Source organism: Flavobacterium sp. UBA6135 (assembly GCF_002428305.1).
Taxonomy (GTDB): domain Bacteria; phylum Bacteroidota; class Bacteroidia; order Flavobacteriales; family Flavobacteriaceae; genus Flavobacterium.
In genome coordinates, this window is the sequence record NZ_DIVJ01000010.1 from 121,357 (window position 1) to 139,793 (window position 18,437).

Annotated in this window: 18 protein-coding genes; 3 read left to right on the forward strand and 15 right to left on the reverse strand. The window is 34.2% G+C overall.

What is annotated here, in order from left to right:
- Positions 1-86: 86 nt before the first annotated feature.
- Together B3L86_RS02920 and B3L86_RS02925 are read right to left on the reverse strand one after the other, a co-directional pair.
- The gene (locus B3L86_RS02920; protein WP_291114865.1) at positions 87-1,211 is read right to left on the reverse strand and encodes an ATP-binding protein; all 1,125 of its coding nucleotides are present in this window, start codon (positions 1,209-1,211) and stop codon (positions 87-89) included.
- A 125-nt stretch (positions 1,212-1,336) separates the two neighbouring features.
- On the reverse strand, positions 1,337-3,637 hold the full coding sequence (locus B3L86_RS02925; protein ID WP_291114867.1) for a TonB-dependent receptor: 2,301 nt from the start codon (positions 3,635-3,637) through the stop codon (positions 1,337-1,339).
- An 87-nt stretch (positions 3,638-3,724) separates the two neighbouring features.
- Between B3L86_RS02925 and B3L86_RS02930 the strand changes: the two genes are divergently transcribed.
- Positions 3,725-4,378: a metal-dependent transcriptional regulator gene (locus B3L86_RS02930; protein ID WP_291114869.1), complete on the forward strand. Its 654-nt coding sequence runs from the start codon at positions 3,725-3,727 to the stop codon at positions 4,376-4,378.
- Position 4,379: 1 nt separating this feature from the next.
- Positions 4,380-5,201: a ZIP family metal transporter gene (locus B3L86_RS02935; RefSeq protein WP_291114871.1), complete on the forward strand. Its 822-nt coding sequence runs from the start codon at positions 4,380-4,382 to the stop codon at positions 5,199-5,201.
- On the opposite strand, the gene B3L86_RS02940 is transcribed toward B3L86_RS02935, so the two are convergent.
- The 7 genes from B3L86_RS02940 to B3L86_RS02970 all read right to left on the reverse strand — a co-directional run bounded on the left by B3L86_RS02940 (position 5,198) and on the right by B3L86_RS02970 (position 11,455).
- Positions 5,198-5,326: a FeoB-associated Cys-rich membrane protein gene (locus B3L86_RS02940; protein ID WP_291114873.1), complete on the reverse strand. Its 129-nt coding sequence runs from the start codon at positions 5,324-5,326 to the stop codon at positions 5,198-5,200. The genes B3L86_RS02935 and B3L86_RS02940 overlap by 4 nt on opposite strands.
- Positions 5,327-5,392: 66 nt before the next feature.
- Positions 5,393-7,636: a TonB-dependent receptor family protein gene (locus B3L86_RS02945; protein WP_291114874.1), complete on the reverse strand. Its 2,244-nt coding sequence runs from the start codon at positions 7,634-7,636 to the stop codon at positions 5,393-5,395.
- Between the two features lie 213 nt (positions 7,637-7,849).
- Entirely contained in the window at positions 7,850-8,044 is a 195-nt protein-coding gene (locus B3L86_RS02950; protein WP_188361457.1) for a hypothetical protein, read from the reverse strand.
- Positions 8,045-8,054: 10 nt separating this feature from the next.
- Positions 8,055-8,240 (reverse strand): Thivi_2564 family membrane protein, encoded by a 186-nt coding sequence (locus B3L86_RS02955; RefSeq protein ID WP_188361456.1) that lies wholly within the window; start codon positions 8,238-8,240, stop codon positions 8,055-8,057.
- A gap of 124 nt (positions 8,241-8,364) precedes the next feature.
- The gene (gene feoB, locus B3L86_RS02960; RefSeq protein WP_291114877.1) at positions 8,365-10,464 is read right to left on the reverse strand and encodes a ferrous iron transport protein B; all 2,100 of its coding nucleotides are present in this window, start codon (positions 10,462-10,464) and stop codon (positions 8,365-8,367) included.
- Positions 10,465-10,472: 8 nt separating this feature from the next.
- Complete coding sequence (locus tag B3L86_RS02965) at positions 10,473-10,748, reverse strand: FeoA family protein (RefSeq protein WP_414655119.1); 276 nt, start codon at positions 10,746-10,748, stop codon at positions 10,473-10,475.
- A 35-nt stretch (positions 10,749-10,783) separates the two neighbouring features.
- Positions 10,784-11,455, reverse strand: coding sequence for an SCO family protein (locus tag B3L86_RS02970; protein WP_291114879.1), 672 nt, complete (start codon positions 11,453-11,455; stop codon positions 10,784-10,786).
- A 163-nt stretch (positions 11,456-11,618) separates the two neighbouring features.
- Between B3L86_RS02970 and B3L86_RS02975 the strand changes: the two genes are divergently transcribed.
- On the forward strand, positions 11,619-13,679 hold the full coding sequence (locus B3L86_RS02975) for a M13 family metallopeptidase (RefSeq protein ID WP_291114881.1): 2,061 nt from the start codon (positions 11,619-11,621) through the stop codon (positions 13,677-13,679).
- 199 nt (positions 13,680-13,878) lie between these two features.
- Here B3L86_RS02975 and B3L86_RS02980 read toward each other — a convergent pair whose 3' ends face one another.
- The 6 genes from B3L86_RS02980 to B3L86_RS03005 all read right to left on the reverse strand — a co-directional run bounded on the left by B3L86_RS02980 (position 13,879) and on the right by B3L86_RS03005 (position 18,348).
- The gene (locus B3L86_RS02980) at positions 13,879-15,045 is read right to left on the reverse strand and encodes an iron-containing alcohol dehydrogenase (protein ID WP_291114882.1); all 1,167 of its coding nucleotides are present in this window, start codon (positions 15,043-15,045) and stop codon (positions 13,879-13,881) included.
- Positions 15,046-15,163: 118 nt separating this feature from the next.
- Positions 15,164-15,745, reverse strand: a complete 582-nt coding sequence (gene nadD, locus B3L86_RS02985) for a nicotinate (nicotinamide) nucleotide adenylyltransferase (RefSeq protein WP_291114883.1) — start codon at positions 15,743-15,745, stop codon at positions 15,164-15,166.
- A 31-nt stretch (positions 15,746-15,776) separates the two neighbouring features.
- On the reverse strand, positions 15,777-16,142 hold the full coding sequence (locus B3L86_RS02990; protein ID WP_291114884.1) for a four helix bundle protein: 366 nt from the start codon (positions 16,140-16,142) through the stop codon (positions 15,777-15,779).
- Positions 16,143-16,198: 56 nt separating this feature from the next.
- Complete coding sequence (gmk, locus tag B3L86_RS02995; RefSeq protein WP_291114886.1) at positions 16,199-16,771, reverse strand: guanylate kinase; 573 nt, start codon at positions 16,769-16,771, stop codon at positions 16,199-16,201.
- Entirely contained in the window at positions 16,764-17,474 is a 711-nt protein-coding gene (locus tag B3L86_RS03000) for a hypothetical protein (RefSeq protein ID WP_291114888.1), read from the reverse strand. Before B3L86_RS03000 ends, gmk begins: the two co-directional genes overlap by 8 nt.
- Positions 17,475-17,487: 13 nt before the next feature.
- Positions 17,488-18,348 carry a YicC/YloC family endoribonuclease gene (locus tag B3L86_RS03005; RefSeq protein WP_291114890.1) on the reverse strand — a complete coding sequence of 287 codons (861 nt, stop codon included), beginning with the start codon at positions 18,346-18,348 and terminating at the stop codon, positions 17,488-17,490.
- Positions 18,349-18,437 lie beyond the last annotated feature (89 nt).

Genomic DNA, 18,437 nt, shown 5'->3' on the forward strand with positions numbered 1-18,437 from the left:
AGATTCTAAGACTTTGCAAAGTTACTAAGTTTTCATTTTCATTTGATGATTTCAATCATAAAGATTTGTTATGATTAAATAGAAAATCAAAGAACAAAATCAAGATAGTTTTCGGGTGTGATAACGTGTGTTTCAGCATCAGGATAGTTTGAAGTAAAAGTTTTGGTGGTTTTATGATTCTTTTTGCTGTTCCATTTGAACTCATAGGCAAAAAGGTTTCCGTTTTTTTCTTCTAAATAATCAATTTCCTGTTGTGCTTTCGTTCTCCAAAAATAAGTGTTACAATAATTTGTGTCGTAAACGTTTCTTTTCATTCTTTCAGCGATAAGATAATTTTCCCACAAAGCTCCAACATCTTGTCTTATTGCAATTGGAGAAAAATTAGTAATCATTGCATTTCTGATTCCGTTGTCATAAAAATAAATTTTTCTGGAAAATTTCAATTCATTTCTCAAATTTCTACTAAAACTGTTCAATTTAAAAATAACGAAAGATTGTTCCAATAAATCAATATAACGTTCAATTGTTTTGCTGTCTAAACCCACTAAACCTGCAATTTCATTATATGATACTTGAGAACCTACTTGCAAAGCTAATGCTTGAAGTAATTTTACTAATTTTTCGGGTTTTTTAATTCCGTCTAACATCAAAATATCTTTAAAAAGATAACTGTCTGCTAAGTTTTTCAACAAATCTATTTCGTCTCCTTGGTTGTTTACAATGTCTGGATAATAGCCATAAATTAGTCGATGTTGAAGCAGTCTGTTTTCATTTAAAACACCATGTTGATTTATGAGTTCCTTGGTAGAAAATGGAAATAGTTTATACTCCAGTTTTCTGCCTGTTAGGGGTTCGTTGGTTTTGTTTCTTAATTCAAAAGCAGAAGATCCTGTGGCAATAATTTTGATTTCAGGATAATTATCATGCACTAATTTAATGGTTAAACCAATATCATCGATGCGTTGTGCTTCATCGATAATTACTGTTTTATGATTTCCAATTAAGGCTTTTAAACTTATCGAAGATTGGTTTTGAAGCATTAATCGAACATCACTTTCGTCACCATTTAACCAAAGTACACTTTCTTCTGTTCCGATAAGTTTTTTCAGTAAAGTAGTTTTACCTGTTTGTCTAGCACCAAACAATAGGACAACTTTATCTTTAAATAAGCTTTTTCGGATGGTTTCAAACAATTCTCTTTCAATACCCATAAATTCCTTTTTAAAGGACAAATATAGAAAATTTTGTTTTTAAATCCAAAAAAGTTATGTTTTTTTAGGAATTAAATCCAAAAAAGTTATGTTTTTTTAGGAATATAATCCTCAAAAGTTATGAATTATAACAAATCCGTTCCAATTTTTAACCCAATAAAAATTGTTCTTGGTCGAGATGGACCGTAAATATAAGTAGCATCTCTATTCACACCTAAGTCAAAATCTTTTTGATATTGATTGAATACATTCTGAATTCCACCACTTAATTGAAGGTGCAACTTTTCTTTTACTACAAACGTATAGGATGATTTTAAATTGACTTCAAAAAAATCTCCGGTAGTTTCCAAACGGTCTTCGGCAATAAATCCGGCATAATGCTGAGCATACATTTTTCCGGTGTACACCACAGAAATATTGTTTTGAAATGCTTTTTTAGGCGAAAATGTTGCCATTAAATTTCCATAAACATTTGGTGAACGGAAGAAATTTCGATTTGTATTCGTTAAGTTTTCACTCCATTGAACCGCTTCGTCATACAACGCTTTTTGAATCGTTGCTCCTGCTTGAAATTGCCATTTTTGTCCCGGAGCATATTTTGCTTCCAAATTAATTCCGTAAACATCAGCTCCTTTTCCGTTGCGTTTTTCCCAGATGGTTTCTGATAGTTGTTCCAACACAAATGGGTCGTTTAATCGGGTGTAAAATGCTTCAAATGTCAATCCTGCTTCCGAATTCGGAGAAACTTTATTCCAATCTAACGACGTTAAGAATGAATGTGATGTTTCAGATTCTAATCCATCTGCTAATTCAACCAAAGCGACTTCTCCCGCTGCAATTCGAGCGTGAATGTCTTCCGAAAAGACTTGCGGAGCTCTAAAACCTTTGGCATAACTGTTTCGCCATTGCAAATTTTCTTTAAAATTATACAGAATATTGAGTCTCGGATTAAAAATCACATCTTCATCAGCAGCGTTGTGAAAATCGGCTCGCAAACCGCCTAAAACTTTCAGTTTTTCATTGACTTTCCATTCTTGTTGAGCATAAATTCCCAAAATATCTAATGTTTGATTGACGAATGCATTATAACCCGGTTTTTCATCAACCATCATTTCTTTTTTGTATTCGGCTCCGGTTGTTAAAGTGGCCGATCCACCTAAAAACGATTCTTGTTTTCTATTGTATTGTGCTCCTCCAATCCAAGTTACAACTTCCGTATTTCCGTAACCGCGAATACTTTCTTCATAATCAATATTTCCAAATTCATCATCGGCTCGACCACCATAAAAGTTGTCATTTTTAGATTGTTGCGTATTAAAATAAACAGCATATTTGTTTTTTTCATCTTCCGAATAATTCTCAAATGTGAGTCCGCCACCCACCATTTTGGATGTAATTTGTTCAGTCGTAAGAGCTTCAAACGGTTGTAAATCAAAACGGTTTTCGCCACCTCTTCTGAATTCGTTTACCGTATGAAATTCGGCCGTAATTTTGCTTCGTTTAAACGGACGATAAAACGATTTGAATCCGAATGTTCGGTTTTGCATCGTTGTAATTTCCGTAAAATTATCATTATTGGCATCAAAAGGTTCACGGTCACGAAGCATTGCAAAAATCTGAATTCCTAAATTCAAATCTTCTGATAAAACTGTTCCGTTTAACGTTAAGGCTTTGTCGGGCACATTTCCGTCAATTAAACCCAAATGAGAATTAATTTCAAACGAATTTTCAATCGGATCTTTTGTAATAATGTTGATGGTGCCCGCAATTGCATTCGATCCATATAAAGACGAACCGCCACCACGAACCACTTCAATGCGTTCAATCATATTGGTGGGAATTTGATCTAAACCATACACCCCATTTAAAGCAGAAAAAATTGGTCGACTATCCATTAAAATTTGAGAATAAGCTCCATCTAAACCATTCATCCGAACTTGCGAAAATCCGCAGTTTTGGCAATTCGTCTCCATCCGCAATCCGGGTTGAAAACTCAATCCTTCCGATAAACTGATGGCTTGTGCTTTTTGTAACACTTCTGAATTGGTAACCGTAACAATCACTGGAGCTTCGGTTCTTTTTTGCAATCCACGAGTAGCTGAAACCACGACTTGATTGAGTCCGAAAACACTTTCTTCTAAATTAAAATCCAAGTGAATTTTTCCTCCGGAAGGAACATTAATATTTTTTTCTTGATTTTTAAAACCGATGGCTTGCACGATGATGGTTTGCTTTCCTGCGGGAACTTCAATCGAATAATTTCCGTTTTCATCAGAAGAAGTCCCTGTTGAGGTGTTCTTTAAAAAAATACCTGCAAACGGAACCGCTTGACCTTCAGATAAAATATGACCCACAACCGTTCCTTTTTCTTGAGCTTGTGAAATTAATGTAAATGATAAAACAATTACAATCAGAATTTTTTTCATACCAAAAAAATAAATTTAGACAAAACTAAAAATTATTTTACTCATATCAAATTATCTTACTATATTTGTTTTCAATTAATTGAATTTATGACCTATTCGGAAGAAAACTATATCAAAGTAATTTATCATTTATCATTGGTTTCGCCCAAAGGAGTCAATACGAATGCTATTGCCGGAATGATTGAAAGCAAAGCTTCTTCAGTAACGGATATGGTGAAGAAATTAGCCGAAAAAGAATTGGTTGATTACCAGAAATACCAAGGCGTGACACTCACTCAAAAAGGATTACACGCTGCCAAAATGATTGTAAGAAAACATCGTTTATGGGAAGTTTTTTTGGTTGAAAAATTAGACTTTACGTGGGATGAAGTGCATGATTTGGCGGAAGAATTGGAGCATATTAAATCGGAGAAATTGATTAATCGATTGGATGAATTTTTAGGCTTCCCTAAAGAAGATCCGCACGGTGATCCTATTCCTGATCGATATGGACAAATGATAAAAGTGGAAAAACAATTACTTTCTGAAGTGGGTTTGAATAAAAGAGTGATGTGTTTGGGCGTTAAAGATAGTTCGCCGAGTTTTTTGCAGTATTTAGATAAGCATCAAATTTCGTTAGGTGCTGAAATTGAAATTATCAATAAAGAAGCCTTTGATATGTCGCTGACTATTTTAATGAATGGAAAAGAGATTTTAATTTCGAATAAAATTGCAGGTAATTTATTTGTAAAAGCGATATAATATGTTTGATAGCATTGTTGCCTATTTATCGAGTATTGACCCTATTTTAGCGGCGTTATATGCCACGTTATTTACCTGGTTTTTAACAGCTTTAGGATCATCAGTTGTGTTCTTTTTTAAGACGATGAATCGAGCTGCTTTAGACGGAATGCTTGGTTTTACGGGCGGAGTGATGGTTGCTGCCAGTTATTGGAGTTTGTTGGCACCTGCCATCGAAATGTCCGAAGGAGAAGGATTTGTAAAAGTAATGCCGGCAGCGGTTGGTTTTCTTATGGGTGCCTTTTTCTTATTTGGTTTGGATAAAGTTTTACCACATTTACATATCAATTTCAAAGAAACGGAAGGTGTAAAATCACCTTGGCAAAAAACGACACTTTTGGTTTTGGCCATAACGTTGCATAACATTCCGGAAGGGTTAGCTGTTGGAGTTTTGTTTGGTGGTGTTGCTGCCGGAATTCCTGAAGCATCCATTGCCGGAGCTACGATTTTAGCGATTGGAATCGGAATTCAAAATTTTCCGGAAGGAATTGCCGTTTCGATGCCGTTACGACGAATGGGAATGAGTAGAAAAAAGAGTTTTTTATATGGTCAATCTTCTGCTTTAGTTGAACCCATTGCCGGAGTTTTGGGAGCAGTTGCGGTTACGTTTTTTACGCCAATTTTACCTTATGCTTTAGCATTTGCTGCCGGAGCCATGATTTTTGTGGTGGTGGAAGAAGTAATTCCTGAAACACAACAAGACAAACATACGGATATTGCAACCCTCGGATTTATTGGTGGATTTGTGGTAATGATGAGTTTGGATGTAGCTTTGGGAGGTTAATGACAACCACAATCATCGCTGCCGCAGTTTTTCTTCGATTTCTTTTTTCCAAAAAAATGAAAATAGAGCACTACAATTGCAATGGCTAAAATGATGAACGCAATTATTTCCTGAAAATCAATCATACTACAAAGATAAAAGGTTCTCCATCAAAAACAGAGAACCTTTAACAAACAAATAAAAAACACTTTTTAAAATTGTGCTGTAACTCCAAAATGGATTCCAAAAGGCATTCCCGGACGTAATCCAGCAGGAACTCTTGAAACAGCGTATTCTTTGTCTAATAAATTGACAATATTACTCATCAAACTTACTTTTTGGGTTAAATGATATTTGGCAGAAGCATCCACAATAAAGTTGCTTTTTACCAATTCGTTGTCCGGAATTGCACCTTGTCCGGCTAATGTTCTGAATTGATCATTATATTTTCCGCTGATGGCAAAATTGAATTTTTTGTGTTCCAAATTTGCAGTAATTGAAAATTGATTTTTTGCAATGTATGGAATCTCATCACCGGGTTGAATTTGTCCCCAAGCTTCTGTACCACTGTTGAATTCATTTTTTAATTCAGTATCTGTATACGTATAACTGAATGTAATTGGTAATTTAAATTTTGAATTTTCATTGTTCAACACATCATAGGTAACTAATAATTCTAAACCTTGAACTCTTGCTTGTCCTGCATTAAATAAGTCGCCGGTTCCTGTTCCGCCTGATGCGTTGGTGTCAGCTCCTTCCAGACGTGCAAAATCATTATAAAAAGCAATGATTTCACCCGATAATGCTTTTTTGTTAAAACGGAAACCCGCTTCATAGTTCATACTACTTTCGCCTTTGTCACCTTCATTTGATCCCGGAGGTGAAAAACCTTTGTGAACACTTGTAAAGGCTGAATAATCCTCGCTAATTTTATAAAGTGCTCCAAAACCGGGGATGTATTTTTCAACTCGGTTTTGTTTTCTGTTCAAATTGATTCCGGTTCTGTCTAAATCACTAGTGCCGTAATTTAAACTTCTACGAATGATGTTTTCATATCGCATACCCGGTGAAAACGTTAATTTTTTATACGTTAAATTATATAACACATGAACTGAAACGGCTTCTGCATTTTCAACCCGATTGTCTTGTGTTCCTGGAGTTCCGGCTACAGTTCTGAATAAAGAATTGTTTTGAATTTTATAACGGTCATCCCACTGAAAACGGTCTTCGCTATCTAAATGATAACGAACACCAAAATCAATATCGTGTGTTAAAATCTCGCTGTTTAATTTAAAATTAAATGCAGTCTGAATGCCTTCTGCCAAATAACCACGATTGTTATTTCGCATTCTCAATGCATTATCGGCAGTGTTTGTTGCTCCTGTTAGAATGTCATAACCAGCCTGATTTGCTTCAGGATTTTCTAGAATCGAAGCTAAAGAAACATTTGAACCGCCAACATTTACATCATGTAATTTATACCAATTTCTTCTAAAATTATTGCGATAAGCTTTTGTTGTAATCGTTAAGTAATCAGTTGGTATTGCCAAGTGAGTCAGCATTAATTGATCGTGTTTCGTGTCTATTTTATCAACTTCTGAGGATAGATAACGACGGTATGGGTTGTTGTTAAAGTCATTTTGCGTTAATCCCAAATAGGTTTCATCTGAATATTCATCTGATAATTGAGCTTTCAAAGTCAACGATTGAAAAACTTTAGCTTCAGGATTTGTGTTTACCCTAAACTTTGCTACATAGTCGTTTCCATTATAGCCGGTTGTTCTATCGCTAAAATCGATGGTTTTAAAACCTTCAGAATTACGATTATTGTATTCTACTAAATAACCGAAGTTTTTAAAGTTGTCTCCAAGATTCACATAGGTGTTTTTAGTATCGAAACTTCCCATAGATGCTACTATTTTTCCTGAAAATTGAGATGGAATTTGGTTAGAAACCATGTTAATTGCTCCACCGGTTGTGTAAGGACCGTATTGAATTTGACTTCCGCCTTTTAAAATTTCAAAACTTTGAATTCTATTTACCGTAGGAAAATAATACGCCGCCGGAGCAGAATAGGGAGCCGGAGCGATTAATATCCCATCTTCCATTAATGTGATTTTTGATGCTCGTGACGGACTTGTTCCTCTCAGTCCGATACTTGGACGAAGTCCGAAACCTTCTTCTTCCACCACGTTGATTCCCGGAACGGTTCTAAGAATTCTATTGATATCAGTATAGTTGAAAGTTTTTAATTCTTCGGGAGAAATAAAATAGGTAGAACCTGCTCTGTTTTTTGCTTTGAACTTACTGCCAATTAAGGCATCTCCATGTACGGTTACGCCGTTTAATTTTCTAACAGAGTCATTTAAAGCAATATCATCAAAGGATTCATTTGTGTTTTGAGAGTAAGCAAAACCTGTCAATGCCACTAGACAGAGGGAAACTATATTTTTCATTTTTGTTATTTAGAATTAATCTACGGTGCAAAAGTAAAAATAGTTTTTATTTAGACAAATTATAAATAAGGTTATTTTATGTTAAATTTTTAACTTGCTGAAAGTGATGAAATTAAATTTTGACCCGACTGGAATAAAAATAAAAAACTTCCAAAAAGGGGTACTTTTTGGAAGTCTAAATAGTGTTTTGATAGTAGTGTTTTGTCTTATTTCTTAAGATTCATCTTTTGTGGTTTTAACTAAACCAATACCTGCAATGAAAAAGACTAAACCTAGGATTCCATAAACCAAAAGTGTTTTGATTGTTTGATTGCTTTCCCCAAGATTAACAGCTAAATAGGCTGTATAAATTAATCCACCTATCCCTAAAACGGTAAGTATGGCACCAAAAATTCTTTTTAAGTTCATAATGTGTTATTTAAATTGTAATATTTTTAACTGAGTCTAATAAACCGAAAACTTTCAGTAACCAAATGACAACTCCTATAACAACAATAATATTGAATATACCTTTGATTTTTCTATCCATTGGAATGTAAGTATTTACAACCCAAAGCAAAAAGCCAACAACAATTAATACAAGTAAAATATTTAAAATAGGCATAGTTGAAAATTTAAAAGTTAGTGAAGTAAAGGTAGTAGTCCTTTAAAAACTTTTGTTACATAACTTAAGGAACCTATTACATAATTAACACATTATAAAACAATAAGATGAGAATAATATCCGATTATTTTAAAAGCTGATAAGCGATTAAAGCTACAATATAAGCAAAGCCACTCATAACAAAAAGTTGTATCATGGGCCACTTCCATGAGTTGGTTTCTTTTTTAACTACTGCAAGCGTACTCATACATTGCATTGCAAAAGCGTAAAAGAGCAGTAAAGAAATTCCCGAGGCAAAGTTATAAATCGGTTTTCCGGTAACGGGATGAATTTCAGATTTCATTCGTTGTTTGATGGTGTTTACTTCATCTTCGTGACTTCCAACGCTGTAAATTGTGGCCATAGTTCCCACAAAAACTTCGCGAGCGGCAAACGAGGCTACGATTCCGATTCCAATTTTCCAATCATAACCTAAAGGTTGAATTAAAGGTTCAATTGATTTTCCCAATATTCCGATATAGGAATTTTCTAATTTAAAAGAAGCTATTTTATCATTTATTTCATCTTCCGAAAGGCTACTATTGGTTTCAGATATTGTTGTTTCGGCAGTATAAAATGCATCTTTTGGACTATACGATGCCATAAACCAAAGAATAATAGATAAAGAAATGATAATTTTTCCGGCTCCAAAAACAAAAGCTTTCGTTTTTTCTATCACATTTAAACCCACATTTTTATAGTATGGAATTTTATAGTTGGGCATTTCAATTACAAAAAAGCTTTTGGATTGGAATTTTAAAATACTATTCAAAATTTTAGCAGATAAAATGGCCATGAAAAACCCAAGAGCATACAAAAACATTAACGTTAATCCTTGAAGATTTAAAAAACCTAAAACACGTGTGTCAGGAATAATCAGAGCAATTAAAATGGTATAAACCGGTATTCTTGCCGAACATGTTGTGAAAGGAGTAATTAAAATAGTAATTAATCGTTCTTTCCAGTTTTCAATATTTCGAGTGGCCATTACTGCCGGAATCGCACAAGCTGTTCCTGAAATTAAAGGCACCAAACTTTTGCCGCTTAAACCAAAACGTCGCATGCCTTTGTCCATCAAAAACACAACACGACTCATATAACCACTTTCTTCAAGAATTGAAATAAATAAGAATAGAAAAGCAATTTGTGGAATAAAAATCACAACACCTCCAATGCCAGGAATCATTCCTTGAGCAATTAAATCTGTTAATTTTCCCGGAGGTAAATGCTCACTTACCCACGAACTTAACGAGGCAAATTGTTCGTCAATAAAATCCATTGGAACGCTTGACCAATCAAAAATAGATTGAAAAATCAAAAATAAAATCCCGAAGAAAATTACATAACCAAAGATTTTATGGGTTAGAATCCGATCTAACTTGCTCTGAAAATCTGTTGCAATAGTGGGATCTGTTTTTTTGGTAACTTTTAAAATATCATTTATAAATTGATATCGTTTGATGGTTTCTTTGTGCTGTAATCGTTTTAATTCGGCATCTGATTTTGAAAAAGAATTATTCTGTAAAATGGTTTTATTTAAAGAACCAAAATTCACATCCTGCGATATCACTAACCACAATTTATAATTTTGTTGATTGGGATAAATGCGTTTTAAATTTTCAAAATAGTCGCTATCAATTTCAGAAGCATTCAAACAGGCTTCTGTTGAAAGTTCTTGGTAATTGCTTATTATTTTTTTTAAGTCATTAATGCCGGTTGCTTTTCTCGAACTAATCAGGGCAATTTTGGTTTTTAAAGCAATTTCCATTTTAGGAATATCCAGACTAATTCCTTTTTTTTCCATTTGATCGGCCATATTGATTACCAATACAGTTGGAATTTCTAAATCTTTAATCTGAGTAAAAAGGAGTAGGTTACGCTTTAAGTTTTCAACTTCAGTAACAACCACAACCACATCCGGATAATCTTTATCATTTTTGTTTAACAGCAATTCAATAACTAAATTTTCATCAAGTGAATTGGTGTTTAAACTATAAGTTCCCGGCAAATCTAAGATGGTTGCATTTTTAGAATCGCCTAACGAACACGACCCCACTTTTCGCTCAACAGTAATTCCGGGATAATTTCCCACCTGTTGTTTTAATCCGGTAAGTTGATTAAACAGCGATGTTTTTCCGGTATTAGGATTCCCAATAAGGGCAACTTTTATGGGGTTTGATTTCATAAGGTGTTTTAATTTTCAATAATTTCAACACTGATTTCTTTCGCCATTTCTTTTCGAATGGCTAAGTGAGTACCATTCATATCAAGAAAAATGGGATCACCAAACGGAGCGGTTTGAATTAACTCAACCATGTGACCTTCCATACAACCCATTTCAATTAATTTTAAGGGAATTGTATCAAGATTGAAGGCAACAATTATTGCTTTTTCTCCTTTTTTTAGTTGGTCAACTGTGGTTTGCAAATTATTTAGAATTAGTATAAATACAAAAATACATTTTTTCAATCATCAAATCGGTTAGCTTTCAAAAAAATAAATTTCTAATTTTCTTGAGCTAAAAGATGGTTTATATCTTCAATTAATCTGTTGATTTCCTCTTTGTTAGTGCCATCATAAAAACCTCTAACTCGTTTTTTTGTATCAACAAGAATGAAGTTTTCAGTATGAACCATGTCATACAACTCCCCTTCAGTTTCGGTTTTAACCGCTAAATATGATTTTCTGGCAATGTAAAAAATGTCTTTTTTATCACCGGTGACCAAATTCCATTTGGAATCAATTACGCCTTTTTCTAAAGCATATTTTTTTAAAACAGCAACCGAGTCAATATCCGGCATTACCGTATGTGAAAGTAAAAGCACATTTGGGTTATCTTTAAAATGGTTTTGAATTTCAACCATATTATCTTGCATAATTGGGCAAATGGTAGGACAAGTGGTAAAGAAAAAATCAGCTACATAAATTTTTCCTTCGTAATCTTTTTGACTGATGTTTTTACCGTTTTGATTGGTAAATTCAAAATTGGCAATAGTGTGGTATTTGCTGATGTGTTGCACCGTGCTGTCAACCATCTCAGGATTCACCATGGAAGGTGAATAAATAGGAAGTTTTTTTTGAGGTTTTAATAAACTATAGGAAAAGGTCAGAAACACTATTGCAAAAACAATAAAAACACCAATAAAAATCTTGTTTCTTTTAATAAATTCTAACATGTTTTAAATTTTCACAAAAGTACAAAACCCAAAATGATTTGAATTCATAAAAGCATTCTTCCCACTGTTAAGAGATTGATTTTAACACATTTTAACGATTGTATGCGTTTAAACTCAATATATTTGTGTTTCAACTTTTTTTTAAAAAATTAAATTTTCCAAAATGATAAAAAAGAATAATCAAAAAATGATGCTTGCACTTCTTTCAGTTGGTTTTTTTGCAACTGCAACGGCTCAAGAATCAAAAAAAGTAAATCCGGGAATTAATCTCGAATTTATGGACACAAAAGTTAAGCCCGGCGATGACTTTTTTAGATACGTAAACGGAACTTGGTTTGATAAAACCGAAATACCTGCCGACAGAACCCGTTGGGGAAGTTTTGATGAACTTCGTGAGAAAACAGACAAAGACATGGTTTCGATACTTAACGAAGCCTTAAAGAATCCAAAATATACTGATGATACTGACCAAGGAAAAGCTTTGAATTTGTATCGTTCTATTATGGATACGGTTACCAGAGACAAACAAGGAATAAAACCTTTAAAACCTTTTCTTGACAAAATTAATGCTGTAAAATCTGTAGCCGATTTGCAAAAACTTATGATTGAAATGGACAATCAAGGTGGAATTGGCTTCTTTGGTGTTAGTGTAGGAACAGATGCCAAAAACAGTAACCGAAATTTAGTAAATGTTGGATTAGGAAGTTTGGGTTTACCCGATAGAGATTATTATTTATCTGATGAAGCCGATAGTAAAGAAAAAAGAGAAAAATATGTGGCTCACGTAGCAAGAATGCTTCAATATCTTGGCGAAAGTCCGGCTCAAGCCAAAGCTTCTGCGGATAGAGTTTTAGCACTAGAAAAAGCATTAGCAGCACCACGATTAGACCGAGTAGAACGTCGCGATCGCAGAAAAACCTACAACCCTATGACGGTTGCCGATTTGCAGGCATTAACGCCAAGTATTAATTGGAATGAATATATTACTAAAATTGGATTGCCAAAAATTGACACGCTTATTGTTTCACAACCTAGATATATGACGGCTCTGGAAACCATCTTTAAAGAAAACAAAGTAGAAGATTGGAAAGCCTATATGCGATGGACCTTATTAAACAGAAGTGCCGGAACGCTATCAACCGAAATTGAATATGCCAATTGGGAATTTTATGGAAAAACATTAACTGGAGCTTTAAAACCAAGACCTCGAAACGAAAGAGCTCTTCAATCTGTAAACGGTCCTTTTGGTGAAGCTTTGGGTAAAATTTATGTAGAAAAAATGTTTCCACCTGAAGCGAAAGAAAAAGCACAAAAAATGATAAAAAATGTGTTTTTGGCTTTTGAAAATAGAATAAACAATTTGCCTTGGATGGCACCATCAACCAAAGTTAATGCTATCGAGAAATTAAGAAAGTCAAATGTAAAAATTGGATATCCTGACAAATGGAAAGATTATTCACAGGTAACAATTGTGGCTCCAAAAAAAGGAGGAACTTATTTTGATAATGGAAAAGCTATTTCAAAATGGCGAACTGCCGAAAATTATGCCAAATTAAACAAACCGGTTGATAAAACAGAATGGTTTATGTCACCTCAAACAGTAAATGCCTACTACAATGCGTCGTTTAACGAAATTGTATTCCCGGCCGCAATTCTTCAACCACCATTTTATGATTTTAAAGCGGATGAAGCGGTAAATTATGGTGGAATTGGAGCGGTGATTGGTCACGAAATTTCACATGGTTTTGACGACAGTGGTTCAAGATATAATGCAGATGGAAATTTAGTCAACTGGTGGAGTGACGAAGATTTGAAGATGTTTACTGAATTAGGAGGAGCATTGGCAGAACAATACAGTCAGTTGGAACCAATTCCGGGAATTTTTGTAGACGGGAAATTTACGCTTGGCGAAAACATCGGTGATTTAGGAGGTGTAAATGCCGCTTATGACGGATTGAAAATTCACTTAAAAGAATCAGGAAACCCCGGTTTGATTGACGGATTTACTCCGGAACAACGTTTCTTTATTTCATGGGCCACAATCTGGAGAAGTAAAGCCCGTGATGAAGCGATTAAAAACTTAGTGAAAACAGATACACATTCACCGGGAATGTACAGAGCCTATGTTCCGCTTCAAAATGTGGATTCTTTTTATGAAGCTTTTGATATCAAAGAAGATCAAAAATTATATTTAAAACCGGAAGATCGGGTGAGGATATGGTAAAAATCATAAAATTATGAAAATCAAAGCAATAAATTAAAAATTACTACGTTCAAACCCAATACTTAAGTTTTGTATTAGGTTAGAGTTAGTTAAATTTTGTTTTGGTGTTTTGAAAAAGGCGTTCCTGAATTTGTTTCGGGAACGCCTTTTGAATTTTTCTATCTCTGTCATGCTGAACTTGTTTCAGCATCTCAAATCCCTAATAACTCATCTCCACAATTTCTCTCACTTTTTCCAACGTGATGTTCTGCTTTTCACCCATTGCTTTCCAACCTCTTTCTTCAAAACGATTTACAATAAAATCTGCTGATTTCTCATAATCAGAGGTGTAATTAGAAAGCTTCGTATCCATTCCCATTACGTGAAGAAAATCAACGGTTTTTCGTATTGCTTTTTCTGCTTTTTCTTCAATTGAATTGCCTTCAACATTCCAAACGCGTTCGCCATATTGGGCCAATTTTTCTTTCTTGGTTTCAAATAAAACGCGGTATAGATTCGGACCAATGATTGCCAATGTTCTGGCGTGATCGATTTCATATAAAGCGGTTAATTCGTGACCAATCATGTGGGTTGCCCAATCACTCGGAACACCTTTTTGAATCAATCCGTTTAACGCCATTGTGGCACACCACATAAAGTTGGAAGCCAGTTTATAATCGGATGGATTTTTGACCACATCGGGACCAATTTCAATCAGCGTTTGCAAAATACTTTCGGCAAAACGGTCTTGCAAAAGGGCATCGTGCGGATACGTGAGGTATTGTTCCATCACGTGTGTAAAAGCATCTACAACACCATTTTCCAACTGTCTTTTTGGTAAAGAAGCCACCACAGTTGGATCACAAATGGAAAATTTAGGAAACAACGCACTTCCACCCAACGTTAATTTTTCCTGAGTAGCTTCGATGGTCACTACCGCACCGGAATTCATTTCGCTTCCTGTGGCAGGTAAGGTTAAAACTGTTCCAAAAGGAATGACTTTGGAAACATCTTTGAACAAAACCCGTTTTTTCAAAATTTCAACCGCATCGCCTTCAAAATTCACGGCTCCGGAAATAAATTTTACACCATCAATCACACTTCCGCCACCAACGGCTAAGATAAAAGTGATTTTTTCGTTGCGAATGATTTCTACCGCTTTCATTAATGTTTCAAAACGAGGATTGGGTTCAATTCCACCAAATTCAACGATTTCAAAACCGGATAGTGCTGATTTTACTTGGTTGTAAATGCCATTTTTAAAAATACTTCCGCCTCCATAAGCCAATAAAATTTTACTGTTTTTCGGAATTAACTCGGATAATTTGGCTATTTGATCTTTACCAAAAATGTAATTGGTTGGATTGTATAAATCGAAGTTTGTCATTGTAAATTGTTTAAAAGTTTAAAATTGTTTAAGGGTTTAAATGGTTTAAAACTTAAACGTATACAAAGTTACAAAAGGATATGTGGAACAAGTGATAAAGGAGTGTTAAGAGAAATAATTACTTCCTATAAAACAAATTATGATCTAAAAAAGCCCACACGTTTTCGGGTAAAACGGCTCTTACATTTTTGCCGTGTTTGATGCTTTCGCGAATAAAGGTAGAAGACAGCTCAATCACAGGAGCACCCACGCGATGAATTTTTGGATGATTGATAAACTGTTCATCAATCACACCGGAATTTAATCTTGGATAAACAAAAATATCGTGGTTTTGCAGAATTACTTCATAATTTTTCCATTTATGAAGTGAATTCAGATTGTCTTCACCCATAATCAAAGCAAACTCGTAAGTTGGAAATTTTTCCTGAAGATGAGCTAGTGTATTAACGGTATAATTTGGTTGAGGTAATTTGAATTCGATATCGGTTGGTTTGATTTTCGGATAATCTTTGGTCGCCAAATGAACCATTTCTAGTCGATGGTAATCATCCAACAACGTACTTTTTTGTTTATGCGGATTGTGAGGCGTAACCACCATCCAAATTTGATCTAAATCAGAATATTCAGCCATGTGGTTGGCAATGATTAAATGCCCCACATGAATAGGATTGAAGGTGCCGAAATAGAGACCGATTTTCATAGTTTAGTCCTTAGTGAATAGTCCTTAGTCCTTAATTTTTGAGTGTTTTTGAAAATGAATAAATCATTTTTGATTCTTCCTGAATCATAAACATTAGCTCATCAAATAAAGATGCATCTTTTATAAAATCTAGTTCTTTAGATATAATGAGTTGTGTTTCAATTTCGTTTAATGAACCTTTAGCGATATCAAGAAAATAGCTGAATGATTTATCGGTATTTCTTCCAAAACCTTCAGCGATATTTGAAGGGATTGAAACAGCAGCTCTTTTTAATTGACTTGTTAAAGCAAATCGTTCGTCATCAGGAAATTTTTTAACCAGTTTATAGATTAAAAGGACAATTTTTATGCCTTTTTGCCAAATTAGTAAATCTTTATATGAATTTACAGCTGCCATAAATATGTTTTTTATTAAGTACTATAAACTAAGGACTAAGGACTAAGTACTAAGGACTATCGACTAACAAACTTCTTCACCAATTCATACGCTTCAGCTTTCGCCACATCCAAATCATAATTTTTAATCACTTTGTCAAATTGCGGTGCTGTTGCCAATTCTACAGATGCTTTAGCAATTCTCATATTGATTTTATCCTCACTTTCAGTGGAACGCTTTTTCAATCGAATTTTCAATTCATCAATGCTGGGAGGTTTTACAAAAACGGCTAAGGTTTCGGTTTTGAATTTCGATTTTATTCGCAATCCGCCGGCAACATCAATATCAAAAATCACATTTTTTCCTTTTGCCCAAATGCGTTCTACTTCACTTTTTAAGGTACCGTAGAAATTATCGCGATACACTTCTTCCCATTCTACAAAATCTTCGGCTTTGATGTGGTTTTTAAATTCTTTGAGCGATATAAAATAATAATCTTTTCCGTGTACTTCTTCGCCTCGAGGTTCTCTTGTTGTACAGGAAACCGAAAATTCCAAATTCAAATCGGGTTGAGCCAACAAATGCCTAACAATTGTGGTTTTTCCTGAGCCGGACGGTGCAGAGAAGACAAGTAGTTTTCCTTTAGTCATTGTATTGTTTCTTTAATGGCAATTTACCAAAAGTCATATCAATGGATTTCCCTTCTTTTCTAAATTTTACGGGTAATTCTCCATTTTTTTCCAAACCCCATTCTTCTAATAAATCGGTGTTGACCAATATAATTTCGATTGGAATTGTAGAATTTTTCTTCAAATCATATAACCAATTAATGTCATCTTTCAATCTTTTTGATGACGATGAATATTTGTTCCAACTTTGAAAAATGTAATATTCTGCAGATGGTAAATCTGTACTCTTTAACGCTTTTCCGTTTTTATCAACTAATTTATTTACTAAAGATGGAAGCGTTGTAGTTGAATCATTTGTGCAAGGAGCGTAATTTTCTTCAAAATTTTTAAAAGCACTTGTCATTTGAACTCCCGAGCATTCTTCAGTTCCCTGATAACAATATTTTTCACCGTTTTTACTAAACATAAATAAATCCGAATTAAATCCGAAAAAGAAATTTCTGTAAACCGTGGCACTATCTCCAATTTTATCAGCTTTCAAAAAATAAGTAGTTTCATCTTCCTTTATTTCTGATAAATAACTCAAAAGAGCTTCTTTTGTTTCTACTTTTGGATTTTTAAAACCCACCAAGGTTTTTATTGCACTTCCACACGAAAACAATGTCAATAAAAATAAAATAAAGGCGTAACTTTTAAAATCTTTAGCAAATTTAAATATCGGCATCGAGGTGATTATTTTATAAAACGTTCAAAACTTGTTCTTTAATTTTCTCCAATTCATCCTTCATCATCACCACCAATTTTTGCATTTCTGAATGATTCGATTTGGAACCCATGGTATTGATCTCGCGACCAATTTCTTGCGTAATAAATCCTAATTTTCTTCCATTCGCTTCCGTTCCGGCAATGGTTTCGATGAAATAATTCAGATGGTTTTCTAAACGAACACGTTCTTCAGTAATGTCATATTTTTCAAGATAAAAAATCAATTCTTGTTCAAAACGGTTTTCATCTACGTTGGCTTCCAATTCTTCTAAAGCGGTTCGAAGGCGATTTTTTACTGTTTCAATTCGTTCCGCATCCATGCTTACGGCTTGATTCATATACTTTTGAATGTTTTCGATTCGGGTAACAAATTCGTTTTCTAATGATTTTCCTTCGTCTAAACGAAAAGAAGCTATGTTTTTCATGGCATCATCAACTACTTTTAAAATCTCATTCCATTCGTTCTCATCAATTTCGTCGCGTTCTGTTTTCAACGCATCCGGCATTCGAACGGCCATTTTCATCAATTCGGTTTCATCAGCATTAGGAATCACTGCTTTCATTTGATTGATGTAGCCTCTCACAATAGGTACATTGATTTTGGAAGAAGTTTCCTCACCGGTTACTTCAATATAGATAGAAAAATCTACTTTGCCACGTTCTAATTTTTGAGAAATCACATTGCGTAAACCCAACTCCATTTCACGATAAACAGAAGGCATTCGGACATTTAAATCCAAACCTTTGCTGTTTAACGACTTAACTTCTACGGTGATTTTTTTGGTTGAAAGTTGCTTAGACGCTTTTCCAAAACCGGTCATTGATTGTATCATAAATTATAAAAAATGTTTTCAAAGATAATAAAAAGTGGTCAGTGTTCAGTTGAAAAGTATTCAGTGTCTCAGTTACTGCTAACTAACTT

What these genes read in the sequence shown, in the direction of transcription:
- B3L86_RS02950 (WP_188361457.1), bottom strand. Translation starts at nt 8,044, where the DNA reads ATGAACTTAAAAAGAATTTTTGGTGCCATACTTACCGTTTTAGGGATA.
- B3L86_RS02980 (WP_291114882.1), bottom strand. Translation starts at nt 15,045, where the DNA reads ATGACAAACTTCGATTTATACAATCCAACCAATTACATTTTTGGTAAA.
- gmk (WP_291114886.1), bottom strand. Translation starts at nt 16,771, where the DNA reads ATGACTAAAGGAAAACTACTTGTCTTCTCTGCACCGTCCGGCTCAGGA.
- B3L86_RS02940 (WP_291114873.1), bottom strand. Translation starts at nt 5,326, where the DNA reads ATGATTGATTTTCAGGAAATAATTGCGTTCATCATTTTAGCCATTGCA.
- nadD (WP_291114883.1), bottom strand. Translation starts at nt 15,745, where the DNA reads ATGAAAATCGGTCTCTATTTCGGCACCTTCAATCCTATTCATGTGGGG.
- B3L86_RS02990 (WP_291114884.1), bottom strand. Translation starts at nt 16,142, where the DNA reads ATGGCAGCTGTAAATTCATATAAAGATTTACTAATTTGGCAAAAAGGC.
- B3L86_RS02945 (WP_291114874.1), bottom strand. Translation starts at nt 7,636, where the DNA reads ATGAAAAATATAGTTTCCCTCTGTCTAGTGGCATTGACAGGTTTTGCT.
- feoB (WP_291114877.1), bottom strand. Translation starts at nt 10,464, where the DNA reads ATGAAATCAAACCCCATAAAAGTTGCCCTTATTGGGAATCCTAATACC.
- B3L86_RS02935 (WP_291114871.1), top strand. Translation starts at nt 4,380, where the DNA reads ATGTTTGATAGCATTGTTGCCTATTTATCGAGTATTGACCCTATTTTA.
- B3L86_RS03005 (WP_291114890.1), bottom strand. Translation starts at nt 18,348, where the DNA reads ATGATACAATCAATGACCGGTTTTGGAAAAGCGTCTAAGCAACTTTCA.
- B3L86_RS03000 (WP_291114888.1), bottom strand. Translation starts at nt 17,474, where the DNA reads ATGCCGATATTTAAATTTGCTAAAGATTTTAAAAGTTACGCCTTTATT.
- B3L86_RS02925 (WP_291114867.1), bottom strand. Translation starts at nt 3,637, where the DNA reads ATGAAAAAAATTCTGATTGTAATTGTTTTATCATTTACATTAATTTCA.
- B3L86_RS02920 (WP_291114865.1), bottom strand. Translation starts at nt 1,211, where the DNA reads ATGGGTATTGAAAGAGAATTGTTTGAAACCATCCGAAAAAGCTTATTT.
- B3L86_RS02955 (WP_188361456.1), bottom strand. Translation starts at nt 8,240, where the DNA reads ATGCCTATTTTAAATATTTTACTTGTATTAATTGTTGTTGGCTTTTTG.
- B3L86_RS02975 (WP_291114881.1), top strand. Translation starts at nt 11,619, where the DNA reads ATGATAAAAAAGAATAATCAAAAAATGATGCTTGCACTTCTTTCAGTT.
- B3L86_RS02930 (WP_291114869.1), top strand. Translation starts at nt 3,725, where the DNA reads ATGACCTATTCGGAAGAAAACTATATCAAAGTAATTTATCATTTATCA.
- B3L86_RS02970 (WP_291114879.1), bottom strand. Translation starts at nt 11,455, where the DNA reads ATGTTAGAATTTATTAAAAGAAACAAGATTTTTATTGGTGTTTTTATT.